This window comes from Kitasatospora sp. NPDC023385 (assembly GCF_055664045.1).
On sequence record NZ_JBVOOL010000045.1, the window covers coordinates 16,426 to 36,425 of the forward strand.

Here is a 20,000-nt window from a genome sequence, read left to right on the forward strand (position 1 = left end):
TGCCCCGTCCGTGTGGGCGGGGCGTGCGGTGAAGGGGGCCGCCGGTGCAGGGGGCAGGGCGGCCGACGGGCGGTCAGCGGGTGTCGGGGCGGCGTCCGACGATCACGGCGGCCTGCAGGAGGGCGGTGAACGGCCCGGTGGGCTGGACGGTGCGCAGCATGTTGCGCAGGTCCGCCTCGTAGGCTTGCTGCCGTTCGCCGAGGGTGGCCGCCGAGGAGTACGCGAACGTGCGCTGCAGGCCGATCAGCTGGTCCAGGGTGTAGGTGCGCTCGTAGTCGGCGCGCAGCACGGACACGCGGCTGAAGGCCGAGGCCCGCACCACGGCCTCGTGCCCGACCTGGAGGGGGACGTACGCGGTGCCGGGGCCGGCGAGGTGCGCGTCGCCCAGGTGCTTCTCGCGCAGCTTGACCAGCAGCGGGTGCCACCACTCGCGCTGGGTGCCGGGGGCCCGGTAGCCGACGATGGCGACGAACCCGCCCGGGCGCACGAGCGCGTCGAGGGCGGCGAGGACGCGCGGGCGATCCAGCCAATGGAAGGCATCGGCGATGACAGCGCCGTCGAAGCTGCCCGGGGCGTCGAGCCGATCCGCCTCGGCGGCGTCCCCGCTACGCCAGTCGACCATCTCAGCCAGGCCTCGCTGCTCGGCCCAGCGGCGGCCTTCGTCCAGCATCTCCTGGGAGGCGTCCAGGCCGGTGACCCGCAAGCCGCGCTCGGCCAGGTCCAGAGCAAGGGTCCCCGGACCGCAGCCCAGGTCCAGGATCCGGCCCCTGGCGGGGAGTTGATGGGCGAGGTGGTCGATGACCGTCGGAGCGTGGCGGGGACGGAACTGGACGTAGGAGGCTCCGCAGGTCGCGAAGATGGCGCCGGAGTCCGGGTAGGTGCCGGACGGGCGTCGCACCGGCATGGTTGCGTTCATGTCAGACCCTCTGGGTGGCAGGAGGAAAGAGCGGGTAGCCGTGGCCGCCGTCCCAGCGGCGGCCGGCGGTCGTACGGCCATGCGGGGCCGAACACCGGTGTCCGGGAAGGTCGCTCGAATTTCTGCGGCGGCCCGGGAGAGACACTGTCGGGCCTGGCACTGGCCAACGCCAGCGTTCGGGCATTGCCTTGGACTGCCTCGGATTGCCTTCGATTGCCTTCTGTCGTGAAGGACTTGCCACCGGATGCCCGGGGTGCCGAGGCTGGGGGCATCACTTCAGAAAGGGGCATGAGGGAATGACTGCGGTCGAGCAGCCTGCACACCCGCTCACCACGCTGATGGCCGGCCTCACCGCGTCGCAGTACCTCAGGAAGGTCAGCCAGTCCCATCAGGAGCTCGGCTTCGGGACGATCGCCGGACGCCCCGAGCAAGTCGCGCGCTGGAAGCGCGGCGTGACACCCGAGCGGCGCACCATGCTGGCCATCGCCCATCACCACGGCATCGACCCCTTGGAGGTCGACCGGCGTGGCTGGCCGGGGTTCCTCCTGTCGGCGCTCGACCTCAACGACGACCGAGTCGTCCTGGAGTCACCGTGGACTTCCGCGGGTACCGTCCTGGCATTGAACGATGGAGGTCACGTGGACCGTCGCGCTTTTGTCATCGCAACCACCGCCACACTCGGAGCGATCCTCGCGCAGTGGTCCAGCGCCGACTCCGCGCTCGCGCTGCCCGCCACGGGACTGCGGCTCGGCGAACGCGACGCCGCCCTCTTCGACCTGCGACTGGACGCGCTTCGCCAGCTGGACGACACAGTGGGCTCCGAGCACGTGTACCAAGGTGCGGTGGTCGAGCTGAGGATGATCACCGACCGGATCAAGAACGCCTGCTACACGGAAGCGATCGGGCGGCGCCTGTTCGCGGCGGCGGCCGAGGCCTCCCGCCTGGCCGGCTGGTGCGCCTATGACGCAGGCCGGCACGCCGCCGCCGAGAAGCATTTCATCACCGCCCTGCGCGCCGCCGCCACCGCCGAGAACCCCACCCTGAGCGCCTTGGTGATCGGCTTCTGGGCCAACCTGCGCTACAACGCCGCACCGAAGAGCGACCCGCGCGGCGCACTTCACCTGATCGACGTGGCGCTGGCCGACCTGTCAAGGATCTCCTCACCGAGGGTCCTGGCGATGCTCCACGCCCGCGCAGCCCGCGCTCACGCCAAGGCCGGGGAGCACACCGCCTCCTACGCCCGCATCGACGACGCCCTGGCCGCCTACAGCCACGCCGAGGCCATCGAGGCCGACCTTGCGTCGATGTACTGGATATCGGAGGGCGAACTGCACCAGGTCGCCGCGAGCTCCGCCCTCACTCTCGGCGAACCACGCAAGGCCCTCGACCACTTCACCGCCGCCGCCACCACTGCCGACCCGTACGACACCGAACGCGAGCTACGGGGCACCGTCATCTACGACGCGCGCCGCGCAGGCGCTCATCTGGCGCTCGGAGAACTCGACGCCGCCGTCGACATCGGCTACCAGGTCATCCAGACGATGGGCGGCGTGGAGTCGGCCCGTTCCACCAGCACGCTCGACTACCTGCGCACCCAACTGGCCCGACACCGCGGCGTGCCGGCTGTCGCCGAGTTCCTCGCCATCTCTGCCTGACCCAGCACACCCCGCCCCTGCCCACCGGCCGACCCGACGTCACCCTCAGGGTCGAGCCCGCTATCGGCTCTACGACGGCCGCTGACCGCACGCGCCTGCGCCGCCATATCGGCTGCCCGGATTCGGCGCGACCCGCAGCGGACCAGATCTGCAGCGGCGGGCACGCAGGTCCCCGGGCTGATCCCCCCTGTTACGGACAGCACCGGCACCCTCAACAACACTACGTACACGGAGAATGTGACGTGACGGACCACGACGTGATAGCCACGGTGAACGAGCGCGGATACGCCGTCATCCCGGTACCGCCCACGCCGGACGACCCCTTCCGAGCCCACCGGCGCATCGCCCACGCACTGGGCCTGCCCGACGCCTACACCCCCCTGCTCTACCGGGACCCTGAGGTCCGCAGCGCAGTGGGACAGACCGGACCGTACAACGAGATCCCGCGCCCCGACAGCCCAGCGGCGCCGTGGTCCGAAGCCCCCGGTCAGCAGTTCCACGTGGACGGACTGCTCGAACAGCTCGGCGGGATTAAGACCACGTTCCTCCACTGCCTCACACAGGCGCACTCCGGCGGCGCGACCCAGCTGTTCCTCACCTGCGATGCCTTCACGGACCTGGCGGCCACCGACGACGCGGCCGCCCAAAGCCTGCTCCATCCACAGGCCCTGACGCGCTTCGCCACCATCCCGGGCACAACACCTGGCCGGCTGCGCGCCACCGGGCCGGCCTTCGGCCGGGTGAACGGACAACTGGCCACCCGCTACTCGGACGGCAGCACCGAGCTCTGGGCCACCGACCAGAACCTTGCCCTGCAAAGGGCGCTCGCCTACCTGCGCGGCCCCGCGCTCGACACCCACCTGGTGGACGTCCTCCTCGACCCCGGGGAGATGCTGGTCTTCCGCAACGACCGCGTCTCTCACCGCGGCCGCCCGTACCGCAACGGCGCCCGACCGCGCCGGCTCACGCGCTCCATGTACAGTGCCGCCCCGTCCCACCGGGCCAAGCAGGGCCGGTAGCGCCCCCCAGCCCAATGACCCGCGTGGCCCGGGCCTTGTGGGGCTCGGTGCAACTCTCCCCTTCAGACGGACCAGGATGAACTCTATGACGGGGTCGATCTGTTCAGGGGTGACATACACAGCCCTTCCCTTCAGGTGTCCGCCGCCGTCAAGCCGCGGCGGCCGTATTCCGGGCGAGGCCGAGTGGCTCCGTAGCCGGGCTGGTGTTCCTGTCGTGCCCGGATGGTATGCAGTAGGGGCAGGTGGACCTTGGCGCCATATTCGTCAGGGTCCACCCAACCCCTCGGATAACCCGTTACAGCTCGATGGGGAACTCACCCGCGTTGACGCCGTCGATGAACGCCGACCAGGCCGCAGGCGAGACGCGGAGCACGGCGCCGAGGCCGTTCTCCTTGCTGTCGCGCACGGCGATCAGGCCGGTGGGAGTCACGCCCTGCTCGACGCAGTTGTCGTTCGGCTGCCCGCTGTAGCTGGACTTGTGCCAGCCCACGGCGCCCTGATCGAGCGTGGTGCTGTCGTGCATCGTCATCCTTCCTGTGACTGCTCGCTCGCCTGGTGCGAGCTGGCTCGCAGCAAGTATGACTGGGTGTCACGCGGGCTAATCGCCGTTGCCTGGAGCTGACGGAAGATCCTCTCCTGCCGCGCGATCAGGGCGATACCATCCCCGAAGCTGCCCGGTCCTTCGTGGTACACGGCCGAGTGGTCAGCGGCCTTCGAGAGGACGAACTGGGTGAACGGACCGGCCGTGCCCTGGTGGTAGCCGGCGTCGTCCCGCAGGATCTGGATGGTGACGTTGGCGCAGCGCTGCATCAGGTCGTACATGTGTTTGGCTTGCTTGCGTGTCACCTCCGAGCCGCCGATCCTCTTCCGGAACGCGCCCTCGCCAATGATCGCCCAGAGCCGGGTCCCGTCCTTGCCCTCCAGGATCTCCGCGCGCTTCGCCCGGCTCTTGACCTGCTCGTCGAGGGAGAGGTCGCCTGGCCACGGGCGCTCACCATCACGCCTCGCCTGATGTTCCTGCTGCTCGAACAGGGCCCGGATGTAGTCGGGGCCCTGTAGCAGGCCTGGGATGACTTCGGGCTCCCAGGTGCGGATCTCGCCGGTCTTCGACGAGGCAACCAGGTTCTCCACGGCAACGATGGTTGCGTACGGTCCGCCGAGCGGCCGGTCGTACTCGGACCACCAGCCCCTCTGCTTCGCACCCCGGGCCAGGCGCTCCATGTGCGCTGCCGTCTCGGCCGGCACGTCGAAGTGGTTGCAGAAGAGTGCGACTTGAGGAACGGTGCCGAGGCGTTCGGCGGTCTCCAGGCGGGCGATGGCGTGCCAGGACAGGTCCAGGAGCTCGCCGACTTCCTCGCGGCTCGCGCCCTTCTCCAGGCGGATGTCGCGGAACTGTTGGGCGAGGAGGCTCGCGAGGAACGTCGGCCCTGAGCTCTCGGGCGACGCGGTTGGGCGGGTGCGTGCCCGCTTCTTCGCTGGTGGCATGTGCCCACCCCTATCGACTCGGCTGATGACTGGTCAAGTGTTCTGCGCGGCCGACCAGAACGCTAGTTCACAGCAACTGCGAATTCGCAGCTACTGAGATGTTGCAATCCTCTCCACTATGCGGGACTGTGTACGGGCACTCACCGAGAGTGGCGCAAGTTGCACCCTTGGTGATCATCCCGCCTGCTCGCCGGGGGTTCCCCATGCCTGAGACAGTGCGCCCCGCCTTGCCCGGCGCTCCGTTAGAGCTCCATCCTGAACCCGCATCGCCGTTCCGCCTGCACCTCGAGATCGATCCGACCGAACTGGCGGCCCGTCTGGCTCGCCGCTCGTTCGCCACCGCTATCAGGGACGCAGAACTCGACGTCCTGGCAGCAAGTTTGGCTGAGGCCGCGCTCTGTGCGGCCGAGGTGATCTCCAACGCCGTCATTCACACCCGCGGTCACAGCAAGCTGGCCGCGTACTGGACCGGCCAGCACCTGCGGGTCGAGGTCACCAACCAAAGTGCCGTCGTGCCCGGGCAGCTGGACCCTAGGGCCAGCTCTCGCAGCGGCCGCGGGATCCAGATGCTCCAGTGCTACGCCAACCAGTGGGGGGTCATCCCGCTCACCAGGGACGACGCCGACACCTGGACGAAGACAGCCTGGTTCGCGATCGACCCGAGGTCCCGCCGGAGCCCCACGCGGAGCTATCCGACCCCCCCGGCGCCCGCCGCCTTGCCCTGGCGCGCGCTTCGTGAGCGCGCCCCCATCTGCACCGACGGCCTGGGCGAGAACCGAACAAGGGAGGGGCGAGTGCTCCAACACCTCATCACCCAGGACGAGGGCCTGCGCATGGTCCCCGCCGACCGCGGCCGGCTGACCGTCGCGGTCGAGGGGCTGTGCGAGGACCTGCGGGCGCTGTCGCCGGACGCGGACCCCGACCGCAGGCGCGACTTGACGCGGTGGATCGGCATCGGCCTGCTGACGCTGGGCGACCAGCTCGCAGCGCAAGCGTTCCTGCGGCAGGCACTCGGCCTGGCAGAAGCCGCCGGCAACGTCCGGGCCGCTATCGCGACCGAGCTCAACCTGGCCGACTCGCACCGCTATGCCGGTGACGTCGAGACGGCGGACGGGCTCTACCGCAGGGCCATAGCTACCGCCCGGAGCCAGCAGCCCGTACTCCTCGACTACGCACTCCAGCACTTCGGCAAGCACCTGCTGGAGAAGGGCGATCTCGTCCTCGCGCGGTCCCATCTGCGGGAGGCACTGCGTCTGCGGATCGCCAAGAGGGACACCGGGTTGGCCGACTCCACGAAGGCCGCGCTCGCCCGCGTCGAGGCGCTGATAGGACAAACCGGTGCCGGCCTGGCGACCCGACAGGAGTGACGCACCGAGCCCGTAGGCTGCCAGTCCCCAACTGCGCTTAGCGATAGCGAAGTTAACCAAGAATCACGTAGAAGGCGAGCACTTCATGTCTGACACGGTGGAGACCACCGCCACCAGCACGGAGACCCCGGAGCAGCTGCGGGCGGAAATGGTCGAGAAGCTGATTTCCATGGGCGAGATCCGGACCGCCGCCGTCGAGCACGCCTTCCGCACGGTGCCCCGCGAGGCCTTCGTGCCTGAGGCGCCCGCCAAGCAGGCCTACGGCGTCGAGGATGTCGTGATCACCAAGCGGAACGAACACGGCGTCGCGATCAGCTCGGTCTCCGCCCCGAGGATCCAGGCCTTCATGCTGGAGCAAGCCAACATCAAGCCTGGCCACCACGTGCTGGAGATCGGCTCCAGCGGCACCAACGCCGCGATGATCGCCGAACTCGTCGGCACAGACGGCGAGGTCACGACCCTGGACATCGACCAGGACGTCACCGACCGGGCGAGCCGGGGCCTGGCCGCCACCGGCTACGAGCGGGTGAACGTCGTCCTCGGGGACGGCGAGCACGGCTGTGCCGACCGCGCCCCGTTCGACCGGATCCTCGTCACGGTCGGGGCCTGGGACATCCCGCCGGCCTGGGTGAACCAGCTCACCGAGCACGGCACCATCACCGTGCCGCTGCGGATGCGCGGCGTCTCGCGCTCCATCACCCTGCGCCGCGAAGGCGACCGCCTGGTGAGCGTGTCCGCCGAGATGGCCGGGTTCGTGCGGATGCAGGGTGAGGGCGCGCACGAGGAGCAATTGCTGCTCCTGCACGGCGAGGAGGTCGGACTGCGCTTCGACGAGGAGCCGCCGACCGACGCCGACAAGCTAGCCGGCGCGCTGGACACCGAGCGAGCCGAGGAGTGGACCGCGGTGACGGTCGGGCAGACGGAGCCGTTCGACTCCCTGCATCTGTGGCTCGCCAGCGCGCTGCCCGGCTTCTGCATGCTGTCCGCCAGCCCGGACAGCAAGCTTGTCGCGCCGCAGAACCGCATGGCCTGCCCGGCGATGACCGACGGGGCGAGCCTGGCCTACCTCGCGCTGCGCAAGGTCAGCGACGACCCGAAGACGTTCGAGTTCGGCGCGCACGGCTACGGGCCCGAGGCGGCGAAGCTCACCGCCGAGCTGGCGGAGCAGGTCCGGGTCTGGGACCACAGCCACCGTTCCGGGCCGGGGCCGCGGTTCACGGTCTACCCGGCCGAGACGGCGGACGAGCAGCTGGGCGAAGGCCGCGTCATCGACAAGCGGCACACCCGCATCACGATCTCCTGGCCCTGATCTTCCGGGCCAGGCAGGAGAAGGTAACCAACCACCCAAGGAGGGGATCAGCATGGCGCCTCAGACGCTCACCGCGCCGGAGACCGAGGACACCTCGGTCACCAGCGTCGATGGCTCGGAGTTCGACCTCGACCCGGAGATCGTCGAGAGCGGCGATGTGTTCGCCAACCTGCTGCGCGACACGAACGACAACTGCGGCAGCACCTGTTCCGGCAGCGCCTGCGCCAGCGGCGGCGGCAACGTCGCCTGACCTGAACAGCTGAACGGTCGGCGGGCGGGCCGGGACCGAATCGTCCCGGCCCGCCCGCCGGGCCCTTTCCGTCTTCTTTGTGGGGGTGACGAGCGTTGTACTGCGCCGTGGATGCAGTCCTACTCAGGGCGGCGGCCGTACCGGTCGAGCAGGAGTGGCCGGACCTGGTCGGCGGGGACGCCGGGCAATGGCGGGCCTGGCTGCAACAGGTCTGGTCGAACGAGCAGTTCGCCGATGCGGTGACGGTGGCCAGCCCGGCCGCGGCCGACCGGGTCCGGGTGCTGCTCGCAGGTCGAGCCCTGCCGGTGAAACAGCTGCGGCGCCTGACGGTGTCGGTCCTGCGCTACCTGCTGCGGGCCGGTTGCCGGGCGACGCCGTTCGGACTGCTCGCTGGCGTCGCCCCGGCCAGGATCGGAGACCGGCTCACCCTGTCCTTCGGCAGCGGGCACCGGGCGGTGGCCAAGCCGGACGCGGCGTGGCTGACGGCCGCTATCGCCGGGCTGGAGGCCGATGGACAGCTGCTCGACCGTCTCACCGTCGTGGCGAACCCGCTCTGCTTCACACAGGGGGACCGGCTCGTGGTGCCGTGGCAGGCCAATCCGAGTGCCGGAGGCGATCCGGTGGAGGTGGCCGTCCGGCGTACCCGGCCCGTCGAAGCGGTGCTCGGCGCTGCCGCCGCCCCGGTGCGCGTCGACGTGCTGGCCCGCCAGCTCACCGCGGACTTCCCCACTGCCGCGCCCGCCACCGTGCGGGGCCTGCTGTCCTCCCTGGTGGCCCAGCGGGTTCTGCTGACCGCCCTCCGGCCCCCGATGACGGCCACCGACCCGCTCGCCCACGTCCTCGCGGTCCTCGACCAGGCCGAAGCCGACACCGTGCCGGCCGCCGCCCCGCTGCTCAAGCTGCTGCGCGAGACCCACCAGGCCCTGCACCGCCACAACACCGCCGGCGAACCGAGCGAGCGACGCGAGCTGCGTGCCCGCCTCGCCCAGACCATGACGCAGGGCCTGGCCTGCGAGAAGCCGCTGATGGTGGATCTGCGGCTCGACGCCGCCCTCACACTGCCCCGCCAGGTCGCGGCCGAGGCCGAGGCCGCCGTGACTGCGCTGACCCGCCTCACCCCGCAGCCGGCTGGGCTTCCGGCGTGGCGGGACTACCGGGACCGCTACCTGGACCGGTACGGCACCGGGGCCGTCGTCCCCGTCCTGGAGATCACCAACCCGAACTCCGGGCTCGGCTTCCCCGCCCGCTACCGCGAGGCCCTACACGAGATCCCCCGTCCGGCCCTGACCGGCCGGGACGCCCGGCTCCTCGCGCTGGCCCAAGCCGCCGCCGTCGAAGGGCGCACCGAAACCGTCCTGGACGACAAGGCCGTCACCGACCTCGCCCGCCTCACCTCCGTCCACCATGCCCAGCCCCACGCCGAGCTGACGTTCACCATCTCCGCGCATACCCGCGAGCACCTGGAGCGGGGCGACTTCTGCCTCACCGTTACCGGTACGCCCCGTGCGGCCGGGACCACCGCGGGCCGGTTCCTGCCGCTGCTCGACGCTGACGACCGCGACCGTATGAGCGCCGCGTACGCCGCCCTGCCGACTCTCGCCGACGAGGCGATCCCCGTGCAGGTGTCCGCCCCGCCCCTGCACACGCGGGTCCAGAACGTCGGCCGCGCCCCCGCCGTCCTCCCCTGCCTCCTGCCGCTGGCCGAGCACCCGGAACCCGCCGGGCCCGAGGTGCTGGACCTTCACGACCTGGCGGTGTGCGGCAACGACGAGCGCATGTGGCTGGTCTCCCTGTCCACCGGCCAGCCGGTGGAACCGCGGGTGATGACGGCGGTCGAGTTCCGCAACAACACCCAGCCCATCGCCCGGTTCCTGTGCGAGATCACCACCGCCCACACCCCGACCTATACCGGCTTCGACTGGGGAGCTGCCAGTCAGCTGCCGTTCCTGCCCCGGATTCGGCACCGCCGCACCGTCCTGGCCCCGGCCCGCTGGCACCTCGCCGCCGTCGACCTGCCGCCGGCCGCCGCCCCGTGGCCGAAGTGGCGTGAGGCCGCCGACCAGTGGTTGTCGCTCTACCGCGTCCCGCAGCGGGTGTTCCTCACCCAGCACGATCTGCGCCTTCGCCTGGACCTGAGCGAGGGCGCCCACCTGGTTTTGCTGCGCGATCACCTGGCCAGCCACCCGGCGGCCGAGCTGACCGAGGCACCCACTTCCGACGCGTTCGGCTGGATCGACGGCCGCCCCCACGAGATCACCATGCCGCTGGCCAGCACCCTGCCTCCCATCCCGGCCACCCGCCGCCGCCCGGTACAGCTGCGCACCCAAGGCCACCTGCCCGGCTCCACCGCCTACCTGTCCGCGAAGATCTACGGCCACCCCCACCGGCACACCGAGATCCTGACCACCCACCTGCCCGCATTGCTCACCGAGTTCGGCACCACGCCCGAGTGGTGGTTCCTGCGCTACAAGGACCCCGACCCGCACCTGCGGCTGCGCATTCCCCTGCCGGACACCGCCGCCTACGGCCCGGCCGCCCTGCACGTCGGCACCTGGGCCGCCCGACTGCGCGACCTCGGCCTCATCACCCACCTCCAGCTGGACACCTACCAGCCCGAGGCCGGCAGATACGGCCACGGCCTGACGCTGGCCGCCGCCGAGACGGTGTTCACCGCCGACTCCCGCGCCGCCGTCGCCCAGCTGCGCCTGATCGCCGCCACAGGGCTCGACCCACGAGCGGTCACCGGGGCCAGCATGGCCGCCCTGGCCACCGGCTTCCACGGCACCGCCGCCGGGATGCGCTGGCTGACCTCCACCATCCCGCCCGGCTCGCCCACCCCGGTCCCGCGTGAGGTGCACCGGCAGGCCGTCCGCCTCGCCAACCCGGACCACGGCTGGTCGGCCCTGCGCGGGACGCCCGCTGGCGACGACGTCGCCGACGCATGGGCGCAGCGGGAGCTGGCGCTGGCCGCCTACCGCGACCGGCTCACCGCCGCCGACCCCGACGACGACCCGATACTTCTGTCCCTGCTGCACATGCACCACGTGCGCACCCTGGGCATCGACCGGGACCGGGAACGGCTCTGCCATCGCCTGGCCCGCGCCGCAGCGCTCACCTACACCGCGAAGGCCGCGCGGTGAACCGGGCCGCCCAGTCCCTGGCCAAGGGAGCGGCGGGCCAAGCCTTGCTGCGCATCGAGCAAGCCGCCACCGGCCAGGGAAGCTGGCAGAGCGTCCACGCCCACCTGGCCGAAGCGATGCACGGCGGCGTCAGCGCAGGCCTGGGGATGGGCCTGTTCTACGGGGCGCCCGCCGCCGCGTTCGCCGTCCACACCGCGACGATCGGCCCCGGCCGCTACCAGCGGGCGATCCAGGCCCTGGACGAGGCCGTGGTGACGACGACCCGCGCCCGGCTCGCCGCCGCGCACGCCCGCATCGACCGCGGCCTGACGCCGGAGTTCGCCGAGTACGACCTGCTCTACGGACTGACCGGGATCGGCGCGCACCTGCTGCGACATCACCGGGACGGGGAGCTGCTGCGCGACGTCCTCGCCTACCTGGTCCGCCTGACCGACCCGCTGCCCAACGGTCTTCCCGGTTGGTGGACCCATCTCGCCCCCTCGGGGGACCGCTCACCGGAGTACCTGGGCGGCCACGGCAACCTCGGGCTGGCCCACGGCATCAGCGGCCCCCTGGCCCTGCTGTCGCTCGCCACCCGCCACCGCGTCACCGTGCTCGGCCAGCCGGTGGCCATCCGCCGGATCTTGGCGTGGCTCGACGCCTGGCGCCAGGACGGACCCACCGGACCCTGGTGGCCCGAGATCGTCACCCGCCCCGAGGAAGCGGCCCGCCGCACCCGCCAACGCGGACCGCTGCGCCCGTCGTGGTGCTACGGCACACCCGGGCTCGCCCGAGCGCAGCAGCTCGCCGCGCTCGCGCTCGGCGACGAGGCCCGCCAGCAGCTGGCCGAGGCCGCAGTGCTCGGCTGCCTCGCCGACCCCGACCAGATCGGCCGAATCCCCGACAACGGGCTGTGCCACGGCACGGCCGGGCTCTACCAGGCCGTGTGGCGCATCGCCCAGGACAGCACCGGCACGGCCTTCGCCGAGCCCCTCGCTTCGCTGGCGGCGCGGCTGCCCGTGCCGGGCGAGGAGCAGGTGGGCCTGCTCGACGGTGCCACCGGCACCGCCCTGGCCCGCAACACCGCCAGCACCGACGCCGCGCTGTCGGGCTGGGACTCCTGCCTGCTCCTCAACTGACTGAAGGAGAGAGCGTCGTGACCGTGACCAGCATGCTCCAGCTGCACGTGCGCTTCACTGATCAGGACGTCGCCGAGCCTGCGGCTCTGGCCTGCCTGCGCCCGGGGCTCCTCGATGCCGAGTCCGCCGGGCACCTGGAGAGCTGGCACTTCGTCCGCAAGGGCGACGTGTGGCGGGTGCGCTACCAGGTCCCGGACGGCATCGACCCGGACAAGGTCACCGATGCGATCACCGACGCCCTGGCCGACAGCAGGCTGACCGGCTGGACGCGGGTCATCTACGAGCCCGAAGTCCACGCCTTCGGTGGAGAGTACGGGATGGATGCCGCGCACCAGCTATTCCACGAGGACAGCTGCCAGGTGCTCGACCACCTCACAGCCCCGGGCAAGCGGGACCGGCGGCGCGAGCTGGCGATCCTCATGGTGACCGCCCTGCTGCGGGGCGCCGGCCAGGAGTGGTACGAGCAGGGCGACGTCTGGGCCCGGGTCGCGGCCCACCGGCCCGCCTTGGACGACCCGGAGCGGCTGGCCCGACTCGGTCCGGCCCTTGAGCGGTTGGTGAGCGTCGATACCGGACCGGGAAGCACCCTGGCGGACGGCGCGCTCGCCTTCGCCGCGCCGTGGCTCGACGTCCACGCCCGCGCCGGCCGAAGGCTGGTGCGACTGGCCCACGACGGGCAGCTGACCCGTGGCCTGCGCGCGGTCCTTGCGCACCACGTGCTGTTCCACTTCAACCGCATGGGCCTGACCCCCGCCGTTCAGGGCGTCATCGCGTCCACTGCCAGCAGCCTCGTGTTCGGCAAGGAGTGACATGGATTCCGACCGTCTTCGCTCGATCGCCGCCCGCTTCCCCCTCGCCCCCCGGCACCGGCCCCCGTGCCCGCCACTCCCGGTCCGGATACAGCGCCTGGAGGAGCAAGCCCGCACGGCCGAGGCGGCGGACGATGCGACCGGCGCATCCGCCGTCCACAACCTCGCCGCCCTGATCGCCTGCGACCTCGGTCTGCACGACCTCGCCCGCAAACTGTGCGCCGACCACGCCCGGATCTTCTTCGACGCCGTTCCCCTGACGGCCAAGGACGCCTGCCACTGCCTCGCACCGATCGTTAACCTCGCCAACCTCCTGATCCGCGAAGGCGACACCGACCAGGCGTTCGACGTGCTGCGGGCGCTCCACGAAGCCGTCTCCACCCGCACCGACACCACCGTGGCCGGTATCGCGGTGCCCGTCACCGCCCTCACCGCCGACGACCGGGACCACCAGGAGGTCGTGCAGTGGACGCGCGGCACCTTCCTGGTCGACGGCTGCCGAGCCCTCGCCCGCGCCGGGCGCTGGAAGGAGGCCCATGCTCACCTGGACGGACCCGGGATGATCGGTCGGCGCATGTTCGAGGGCCGCCAGATCGCCGTGCTCGCCACGGCCATCGGCGGCGACACCGGCGGCGCTCTCGCGCTTCTGGCTGCCACGCTGCCGGGCGACCCCTGGGAGGCCACGGTCACCACTTGCCTGACCACCTTGTGTCAGCCCGCGGCCGACCCGACGGACATGCTCAACTTGTATCAGCAGCACGCAGTTGATTCGCAGTGCGCGGTCTTCAATACCCGGCTCGGCCTCGCCCTGATCGACACTGCAGGCGGCACCGGCCATCCCCGTGCCCAGGACACGGCCCGGTTCCTGATCGCCCGGACGCTGGAGCACGGCGACGGCTACGCGGCCCGCGACGTCCTCGCACACCCAGCCGTCGCCGCCGCCCTGACCCGCACCGAGAAGCAGCAGCTGACCGCGGCCGTGACCGCCTGTGGCCTGGACCAGGGCGAGCTGCCAGCCGAGCTGCACGAGACCTTCGCCGCCGCCCTCGACCGCGCCGCCGCGGCGCTCACCCGCAGCCTGGCCGCCAGCCGATAGGGAGCGTATGGACTACAGCACTTGGCCCCGAGTTTTTGTCGTGGACGTCGAGGGCAACGGCGCCCACCCGCCGGACCTGGTGGAGCTGGCCGCCGTCCCGGTGGTGAACGGCAGCCCGGTGCCTGCCTCCGTGCGCTCCACCCTGGTCCGCCCGCCCCGGCCGATCAGCCCGATGGCCGTGCGGGTGCACAGCATCACGAACCAGGCCGTCGCCGACGCGCCGACCTGGCCGCAGATCGGCGAGCGGGTGCGTGCCGACCTGGAGGGCGCGTGGATCTGCGCGCACAACGCCCACGTGGACTACGACGTGCTGCTGCGGCACCTGCCGGGGTGGCAGCCGGCCGGGGTGCTGGACACCCTGCGCCTGGCCCGCGCCACCCTCCCGAAAGCCGCCGGGTACGGCCTGGACGCGCTGATCGAGCTGTGCGGCATCGACCTGTCGGCCGTCCCCGGGAAGCGCCACCGAGCCGCCTTCGACGCCCACGCAGCCGCCCTGCTGCTGATTCACCTCGCCGGGCACCACGCCACCTGGACCGCCCTACTGGCCGCCGCCGTCCCACCCGGCCTGCCCGGCCACCCCCAGCCGCAGGAGGACCCGACCTTGTGGTGAGCGGCCCGGCCGAATCGAAAACGTGGCCTTCGGGGTCTTCGACCCGGGCTCGCCGAGAACCGCCGGGAACCTCCCGGCGCTTGGATGCGAAATCGAACAGGGAGCAGGATCAACCCCCATGGAAGAGCTGCTGCAAGTCGCCAACTTGGTTGCTAATAAGCTGAATTCGCGTTTCAAGGACGATCCCGAAAAGCTCCGGATGCTGCAAGGGCTCAAGGTCCAGGAGGAGGCCGGCGAACTCGCCCAGGCCATCATCGGAGCGCTCGGACTCAATCCGAACAAAGGCCACTCCCACACCTGGGACCACGTGCGCGCCGAGGCGTGCGACACCGCCCTCACCGCCCTCGTCACGCTCTGCATGCTCGGCGGCGACCCCGAATGGTTCCTCACCGAGCACCTGCGCACCATCCGCACCAAGGCCGAGGGCTGGGAGGCCACCGCTTGACCACAACCACCACCGCCGAGACCGACGAGCAGCTGGAGTTCAGCGGTGACAAACGCCGCGTCGAGGCCACCCGGGCCATCACCGTCACCGCGATGGCCCGCCGCCTGCCCCAGGTCGTCGCCCGCGCCTACGCCCTCACCTGGCGCATTGAACCCCGCTCCGCCGCGCTCCTGCTCACCTGCCAGATTCTGTCCGCCGTTCTCGGGGCCACCGGCCTGTTCGCCACCGCCAACGGCATCAGCGCCGTCTTCGCCACCGGGGCGACGACCAGCCGCCTGATGGCCGCGCTGCCGTCCATCCGTGTCAGGCAGCTGTCGAGGCGCGCTGTTCATGCCGGGGCCCCTATTGAATCGTGACCGGCGTCATGTCTTATGAGACACGCTGAGCGTGAAGAACACGTCCAGCAGGCGTGGCCCAGGTCCTCGAGAGGTCGTCCAGATCGGCTGCCGTCAGCGATTCGCTCCTGAGACGGCAGGCGGGTCGGGTCGTGCCTCCGCAAAGGCACCACCCAACCCGCCTGCCGCTGGACGAGCTACCGGAATCCGAATCCGACGTGTGTGACGTACGTGTAGGCGTCGTAGTCGGAGCCGAGCCCGTTGAGGATCTCATCCCAGATGACGTCGAGGGCGGGCTCGTCGCCTTCCATCCACGCGTCGACGAAGTCGTCCCAGATCCCGCGCACGGTGATCTGCCGATCCCCAATCGCGCGACGGTGCTTCTGCTCCACCTGGCTCTGGTCGACCGGATAGATCTCAATCCGGGTGCCAGCCCCGGCGTTGTCGAGCTTCCCCCTGAACCGCGGAGCCGAGTTGCGCCGCTTCAGGTCCCAGTAGGCCGCGTCGATCTTTGCCAGGTTCCCCGACCGGGGTGTCGTCTTCTGCTCGACCCAGTTCTTGACGGTGTCCGGCTTGACGGTGATTCCGGCGCGCGCCATCGCCTCGGCGCCCCCCTTCTTCTCCGTCAGGTACTTCAGGCGGGCTGCGAGGCCGCGGCTGCTGGTGACCGGTGACTTGATGCCGCTCACCAGCGTGTCGAGGTGCCGGGCCATCGCAATGCCGCCGGGAATCCCGGTGGCCTTGTACTTGCCGAGGTCCATCCACCGTCCGGCCATTACCTACCTCCCCTCCTCGTCTTCCTGACCTGCGGAATGGTGTACTCCTCCTTGACCTTGACCTGGGTAACCCCCCTCCCCTCTTCGAAGACATCGCGCCAGGGTCCGATGACGTGAAGCTCGTCGGTGCCCTTCATCGCGACCAGCTGCAGGCCTTCCTGATCGGCCTTCAACGCCTTGAGGTACAGGTTGAAGAAGGCCTGCGAGCGCAGGTTGTGCTGCCAGGCGGGGTTCGTGATCTGGTTGTTGGCGTTGCTCAGGCCGGCCGTCGAGACGAACTTCGAGTACATGGCCTTGACGTACTCGAAGGTGACCACGTCGTCCTCGTCGATGGCCTGCTGCCGCGCGGCGGTCAGGGCGATCCGGACGTACTCGAGCATGTGCTCGGACGTGTGGGCGATCCAGGCCTCGTGGACCCGGGGTGCCTGGCAGAGGTTCTTGGCAGCCAGCCTGCGGAGCAGCCGCAGTGTCGTGGTGGTGATCCACACCTGCCCGCTCTCCTCGCGGTTGCCCATCGGGTTCGGCAGGTGGGGGTGCAGCCACTCGGTGGGGGTGATCAGCACAGCGCCGCCCATCTTGGCGGTGTCGCAGTCGCCGCTCGTGTCGTGCTTGAGCTGGCCGATCGGCAGGTGGCATTTCAGCGCGCTCAGGTAGGCGCCGTTCACGTCGAGCCTGGTCACCACCTGCTCGGGACCGGCCCCGTACATGAGGTCGTGGTTCTCCCAGTGCGGGCGGCCCTCCCAGATGAGGTCGGCGGCGCCGCGCTGCTGCTTCTGGAAGATCTCCAGCAGGGGCGGGTGGGCCGTGTGCTCGTAGCGCGCCTCCACCCGGGAGACCCGAAACATCTCCATGAAGTCCGGGATGGCCTTCTTGTCCAGGCCTGCGATCGCCTGGGCGATGTCTCCTCCGCTGCGCTCCAGCTCCTCTTCCCGCCTTCTGGCGATCATTCCCAGGAGGTCGTTCACGATGGCGTCCTTGCCGCGGCCGGTGGACAGCTTCTTGGAAGCTGTGGTTGTTACGGGCGCTGGCCGCTCGACGGCGGGGGCCGCCGCGGTCACGTCGGGCTGGGCTGGTGCGGGGGGCTCGGCGGCTACTCGGGCCGCCGGGAGCGGCTCAACGTCGGGGACGGCGGGGACGACCGGCATTGTCGAGGCCGTGGCAGCCGCTGGGGCGGCGGGAGCGACGGGACGATCGACCAGACGAGCGTGCACGGCCTCAAGGCGCAGCGGCACGGCGATGGGCAGGTCCAGGTCGACTTCGGTTGCGGCGAGTTCGACCAGGTCGTCGGTGCGGGTCAGGGTGACGACGATGTCCGCTCCCATCCGGCGTGCAGCCTGGTGGTCTGCGGAGTCCAGGGCGGCCAGGATCGGTACCTGATGCCGGTGAGCGAGGTGGGCAAGGTCCTGCACCGCCTGAGGGACCGCCGTCCCAGAGAGGGGCAGGCGGGGGTTGGGCTCGGTCTGGAGACGGTCGACGACCACTAGGGCCAGGTGCTCGACGGCGGGAATGACTTCCGCAACGGCTGCGGTGTCCAGCCCGTCCCCATCGTCGATGTGCAGGGGTGCCTGGGCCAGGTGTTCCTGGACGGCGGCGACGGCGCGGCCCTCGTCGTCGGTGAGGTTCCCTGCACGAAGGCGGGGGTAGTCGACGGCGGATCGTGCCGCGAGTAGCCGGGTCGTGACGTCGGTGCGCAGCGGTCCGGAGGCTGCGTAGTAGACCGGGGCCCCCGTGTCGAGCGCCACGCTCGCGGCAGCGGACAGGACCAGGAGGCTGGTGCCCGTTCCGGGGGCACCGACAACGAGGGTGAGACGCCCGGGGCGCAGGAGTTCTGCGGCCGCGTCAACGCCAGCGATGCCGACGCGCAGCCGGCCGGACGGCTTGCCGGCGGTATCGCTCAGAATCTCTGCTGCGGTCTGTCCCGCGGTGGTGAGCACGCGTCGGGTCGTTGGCCGGCTGGGGCTGCCGGCTGCGACCAGAAGTGCAGCCGGCTGACGGTTCCTCGTGATGACGTAGACCGGCGATCCGGGGGCGACTTCGGCAACGAGGGCTCCGAGCTTGGCACGCGCAGAGGTGGCGTTGATGTGCGGCAGCGCTGAGAGGTCGACCTCCGGATCTACCGGTGTGAGCCGGGCAAAGTGATCATCGACGCGGATGATCGTCGGCTCCCCGGCCTGTGCCTTGACGAGCAGCGCGTAGATGTCCTTGCGGGCGTCTTCGACGCCGATCGCGTGTGCAGCTGCTTGCAGATGGCGGTGGTTGGCGTCAATCATCAGCACCCTCCTCAAGGCGTAAGGACACCTTACGTCAACCCGTCGCCAGATGGCTATTTGCGTAAGGGTGATTCGCTGATAGGGCGCTTGACGTGCCCATCTTGGTCCTTCATGACGAAGGCTACTTACACCCGGGTGGGCGCGATGGCGTGTCCACACCGTGACAATGAGTCACTACAAGTCCGGCGCCGGAGTAGCCTTCTGGCTGCGGCGGTCGTCCGACCGCCCACGGCGCGGGGACGAAGATGCTGGAGCTCTGGAACAAGGCCCGCGAGGTGCGGGCACTGCGCGCACTCGACGCGGCAACTGCCCTGCTCACCGAAGGCATCGGCGTAGCCGGCAAGGCCGTCTTGCAACGCCTGCTCGCCGTGGTCTTCGAGTGCGGGGCTGGCGGAAGCAACATCGCCATCGAACTGGAAACGGCCGGAGAATCCGTCGCCGGATTCCCGACGGACTCCCCGCAGCCCGAGTCCGGTGCGCGGGCTTGGCTGGCGGAGGCTCACCGGCAGCGCGCCGCAGACCGGGCACTCGCCGAGGAGGCTGACCCCCAGCAGGCGGTCGAGGTGTTACTCCCCCACCGCGCCTGGAGCCTGCACCAACTAGACCCTTTGGCCCGCCGGATCCGGCTCGTGCACGCGGCCACCGGGCGCACTGCTGCTGACATCTGCCGCGCGGCGCACCTGGAAGGACACGTGCTGGCGCGGTGGGGGAACGGGCAAGGCCGCCCGGACGCCAAGCAGCGTCGGGCACTGGCTCGGGCTCTCGGCCTCGCTCCCGGATGGCTCGGCGTGCAGCACGACGCCGTGCCGGACTCCGGCCTCTACGTCACTGAGGGGCAGTGCCCGTGCGGGGCCGGCGCTCGACGGTTCGCGGCCAGCTCGCTCGACGGTCGGCAGATTCCCGGCACCTGGGCGCGCCTGGGGCTGTGGTGCACGGGGTGCGGGCAACCGTACGTCGCCGACCCGGACGGCAGGCTCTATCCGGTGCCCGTCGTCACCAGCGGTGGTGTTCCCGAGTTCGGGGCGGTCGCCGATGGTGTCCGGCCGGACGGCGCGTGCGGACCGGAGCTGAGCCGACCGTGGCCGCACGCGCACTGGTACTCCCCTGCCGGGCTCCAGCGCCGGGGCGCCCTCCAGATTCCCCAGCTGTACCGGAACGCACCGTCGCATCCGCCGAACCGAGGTCAGACCCGCAGGCGGTGAAGCGATTGAGCAGCAGCGACGGCCGCCTGCCGCCTGCGGGTCCGTGGACTCAGAGGAGATGGGTGGCGACCGGGTCGGCGAACAGTCGTCGGCCACACTCAAGTACTGAAGTTGAATTCGTAATGTCGGTCTGAAGGTGGTCAGCCGTCCATGATCAGGCCGGTGGCGGCGAGGCATCCGTCGATGAGGTGAGAGCGG

Annotated in this window: 18 protein-coding genes; 13 read left to right on the top strand and 5 right to left on the bottom strand. The window is 70.7% G+C overall.

The genetic code is table 11. The annotated features are described in order from the left end of the window. Positions 1-73: 73 nt before the first annotated feature. Positions 74-916 (bottom strand): class I SAM-dependent methyltransferase, encoded by an 843-nt coding sequence (locus AC0B61_RS35225; protein ID WP_471746312.1) that lies wholly within the window; start codon positions 914-916, stop codon positions 74-76. 296 nt (positions 917-1,212) lie between these two features. Here AC0B61_RS35225 and AC0B61_RS35230 point away from each other — a divergent pair, with 296 nt between their 5' ends. Together AC0B61_RS35230 and AC0B61_RS35235 are read left to right on the top strand one after the other, a co-directional pair. Next, complete coding sequence (locus tag AC0B61_RS35230; protein ID WP_471746314.1) at positions 1,213-2,571, top strand: transcriptional regulator; 1,359 nt, start codon at positions 1,213-1,215, stop codon at positions 2,569-2,571. 242 nt (positions 2,572-2,813) lie between these two features. Continuing rightward, on the top strand, positions 2,814-3,590 hold the full coding sequence (locus AC0B61_RS35235; protein WP_471746316.1) for a TauD/TfdA family dioxygenase: 777 nt from the start codon (positions 2,814-2,816) through the stop codon (positions 3,588-3,590). A 295-nt stretch (positions 3,591-3,885) separates the two neighbouring features. Here AC0B61_RS35235 and AC0B61_RS35240 read toward each other — a convergent pair whose 3' ends face one another. Together AC0B61_RS35240 and AC0B61_RS35245 are read right to left on the bottom strand one after the other, a co-directional pair. Continuing rightward, positions 3,886-4,113 carry a DUF397 domain-containing protein gene (locus AC0B61_RS35240; protein ID WP_471746318.1) on the bottom strand — a complete coding sequence of 76 codons (228 nt, stop codon included), beginning with the start codon at positions 4,111-4,113 and terminating at the stop codon, positions 3,886-3,888. 2 nt (positions 4,114-4,115) lie between these two features. Then, positions 4,116-5,075, bottom strand: a complete 960-nt coding sequence (locus tag AC0B61_RS35245; protein WP_471746320.1) for a Scr1 family TA system antitoxin-like transcriptional regulator — start codon at positions 5,073-5,075, stop codon at positions 4,116-4,118. A 203-nt stretch (positions 5,076-5,278) separates the two neighbouring features. Here AC0B61_RS35245 and AC0B61_RS35250 point away from each other — a divergent pair, with 203 nt between their 5' ends. The 10 genes from AC0B61_RS35250 to AC0B61_RS35295 all read left to right on the top strand — a co-directional run bounded on the left by AC0B61_RS35250 (position 5,279) and on the right by AC0B61_RS35295 (position 15,575). Continuing rightward, entirely contained in the window at positions 5,279-6,442 is a 1,164-nt protein-coding gene (locus tag AC0B61_RS35250) for a hypothetical protein (RefSeq protein WP_471746322.1), read from the top strand. Between the two features lie 85 nt (positions 6,443-6,527). Further along, positions 6,528-7,751: a methyltransferase, FxLD system gene (gene fxlM / locus AC0B61_RS35255; RefSeq protein WP_471746324.1), complete on the top strand. Its 1,224-nt coding sequence runs from the start codon at positions 6,528-6,530 to the stop codon at positions 7,749-7,751. 52 nt (positions 7,752-7,803) lie between these two features. After that, a complete protein-coding gene (locus tag AC0B61_RS35260; RefSeq protein WP_471746326.1) occupies positions 7,804-8,001 on the top strand; it encodes an FxLD family lanthipeptide in 198 nt (65 codons plus the stop codon). Between the two features lie 107 nt (positions 8,002-8,108). Beyond that, on the top strand, positions 8,109-11,141 hold the full coding sequence (locus AC0B61_RS35265; RefSeq protein WP_471746328.1) for a lantibiotic dehydratase: 3,033 nt from the start codon (positions 8,109-8,111) through the stop codon (positions 11,139-11,141). After that, on the top strand, positions 11,084-12,259 hold the full coding sequence (locus AC0B61_RS35270; protein WP_471746344.1) for a lanthionine synthetase C family protein: 1,176 nt from the start codon (positions 11,084-11,086) through the stop codon (positions 12,257-12,259). The genes AC0B61_RS35265 and AC0B61_RS35270 overlap by 58 nt, the downstream gene beginning before the upstream one ends. Before the next feature lie 17 nt (positions 12,260-12,276). After that, positions 12,277-13,068 carry a thiopeptide-type bacteriocin biosynthesis protein gene (locus AC0B61_RS35275; protein ID WP_471746330.1) on the top strand — a complete coding sequence of 264 codons (792 nt, stop codon included), beginning with the start codon at positions 12,277-12,279 and terminating at the stop codon, positions 13,066-13,068. 1 nt (position 13,069) lies between these two features. After that, positions 13,070-14,164 (top strand): hypothetical protein, encoded by a 1,095-nt coding sequence (locus AC0B61_RS35280; RefSeq protein WP_471746332.1) that lies wholly within the window; start codon positions 13,070-13,072, stop codon positions 14,162-14,164. Between the two features lie 7 nt (positions 14,165-14,171). Continuing rightward, positions 14,172-14,774: a 3'-5' exonuclease gene (locus AC0B61_RS35285; protein ID WP_471746334.1), complete on the top strand. Its 603-nt coding sequence runs from the start codon at positions 14,172-14,174 to the stop codon at positions 14,772-14,774. Positions 14,775-14,892: 118 nt separating this feature from the next. Beyond that, positions 14,893-15,219, top strand: a complete 327-nt coding sequence (locus tag AC0B61_RS35290; protein ID WP_363633496.1) for a MazG-like family protein — start codon at positions 14,893-14,895, stop codon at positions 15,217-15,219. Beyond that, the gene (locus AC0B61_RS35295; protein ID WP_471746336.1) at positions 15,216-15,575 is read left to right on the top strand and encodes a hypothetical protein; all 360 of its coding nucleotides are present in this window, start codon (positions 15,216-15,218) and stop codon (positions 15,573-15,575) included. Before AC0B61_RS35290 ends, AC0B61_RS35295 begins: the two co-directional genes overlap by 4 nt. Positions 15,576-15,751: 176 nt before the next feature. Here the strand turns inward: AC0B61_RS35295 and AC0B61_RS35300 are convergent, their stop codons facing one another. Both AC0B61_RS35300 and AC0B61_RS35305 read right to left on the bottom strand, forming a co-directional pair. Beyond that, a complete protein-coding gene (locus tag AC0B61_RS35300; RefSeq protein ID WP_471746338.1) occupies positions 15,752-16,315 on the bottom strand; it encodes a transcriptional regulator in 564 nt (187 codons plus the stop codon). 14 nt (positions 16,316-16,329) lie between these two features. Further along, positions 16,330-18,600: a DnaB-like helicase C-terminal domain-containing protein gene (locus tag AC0B61_RS35305; protein ID WP_471746340.1), complete on the bottom strand. Its 2,271-nt coding sequence runs from the start codon at positions 18,598-18,600 to the stop codon at positions 16,330-16,332. A gap of 245 nt (positions 18,601-18,845) precedes the next feature. On the opposite strand from AC0B61_RS35305, the gene AC0B61_RS35310 reads away from it, so the two are divergent. Next, on the top strand, positions 18,846-19,802 hold the full coding sequence (locus AC0B61_RS35310; protein WP_471746342.1) for a hypothetical protein: 957 nt from the start codon (positions 18,846-18,848) through the stop codon (positions 19,800-19,802). The last annotated feature ends 198 nt before the right edge of the window (positions 19,803-20,000 follow it).

Excerpts from the sequence above, each read along its gene's own strand:
- AC0B61_RS35300 (WP_471746338.1), bottom strand. The coding sequence starts at position 16,315 with ATGGACCTCGGCAAGTACAAGGCCACCGGGATTCCCGGCGGCATTGCG.
- AC0B61_RS35250 (WP_471746322.1), top strand. The coding sequence starts at position 5,279 with ATGCCTGAGACAGTGCGCCCCGCCTTGCCCGGCGCTCCGTTAGAGCTC.
- AC0B61_RS35260 (WP_471746326.1), top strand. The coding sequence starts at position 7,804 with ATGGCGCCTCAGACGCTCACCGCGCCGGAGACCGAGGACACCTCGGTC.
- fxlM (WP_471746324.1), top strand. The coding sequence starts at position 6,528 with ATGTCTGACACGGTGGAGACCACCGCCACCAGCACGGAGACCCCGGAG.
- AC0B61_RS35240 (WP_471746318.1), bottom strand. The coding sequence starts at position 4,113 with ATGCACGACAGCACCACGCTCGATCAGGGCGCCGTGGGCTGGCACAAG.
- AC0B61_RS35225 (WP_471746312.1), bottom strand. The coding sequence starts at position 916 with ATGAACGCAACCATGCCGGTGCGACGCCCGTCCGGCACCTACCCGGAC.
- AC0B61_RS35305 (WP_471746340.1), bottom strand. The coding sequence starts at position 18,600 with ATGATTGACGCCAACCACCGCCATCTGCAAGCAGCTGCACACGCGATC.
- AC0B61_RS35280 (WP_471746332.1), top strand. The coding sequence starts at position 13,070 with ATGGATTCCGACCGTCTTCGCTCGATCGCCGCCCGCTTCCCCCTCGCC.
- AC0B61_RS35310 (WP_471746342.1), top strand. The coding sequence starts at position 18,846 with ATGCTGGAGCTCTGGAACAAGGCCCGCGAGGTGCGGGCACTGCGCGCA.
- AC0B61_RS35290 (WP_363633496.1), top strand. The coding sequence starts at position 14,893 with ATGGAAGAGCTGCTGCAAGTCGCCAACTTGGTTGCTAATAAGCTGAAT.
- AC0B61_RS35285 (WP_471746334.1), top strand. The coding sequence starts at position 14,172 with ATGGACTACAGCACTTGGCCCCGAGTTTTTGTCGTGGACGTCGAGGGC.
- AC0B61_RS35230 (WP_471746314.1), top strand. The coding sequence starts at position 1,213 with ATGACTGCGGTCGAGCAGCCTGCACACCCGCTCACCACGCTGATGGCC.
- AC0B61_RS35245 (WP_471746320.1), bottom strand. The coding sequence starts at position 5,075 with ATGCCACCAGCGAAGAAGCGGGCACGCACCCGCCCAACCGCGTCGCCC.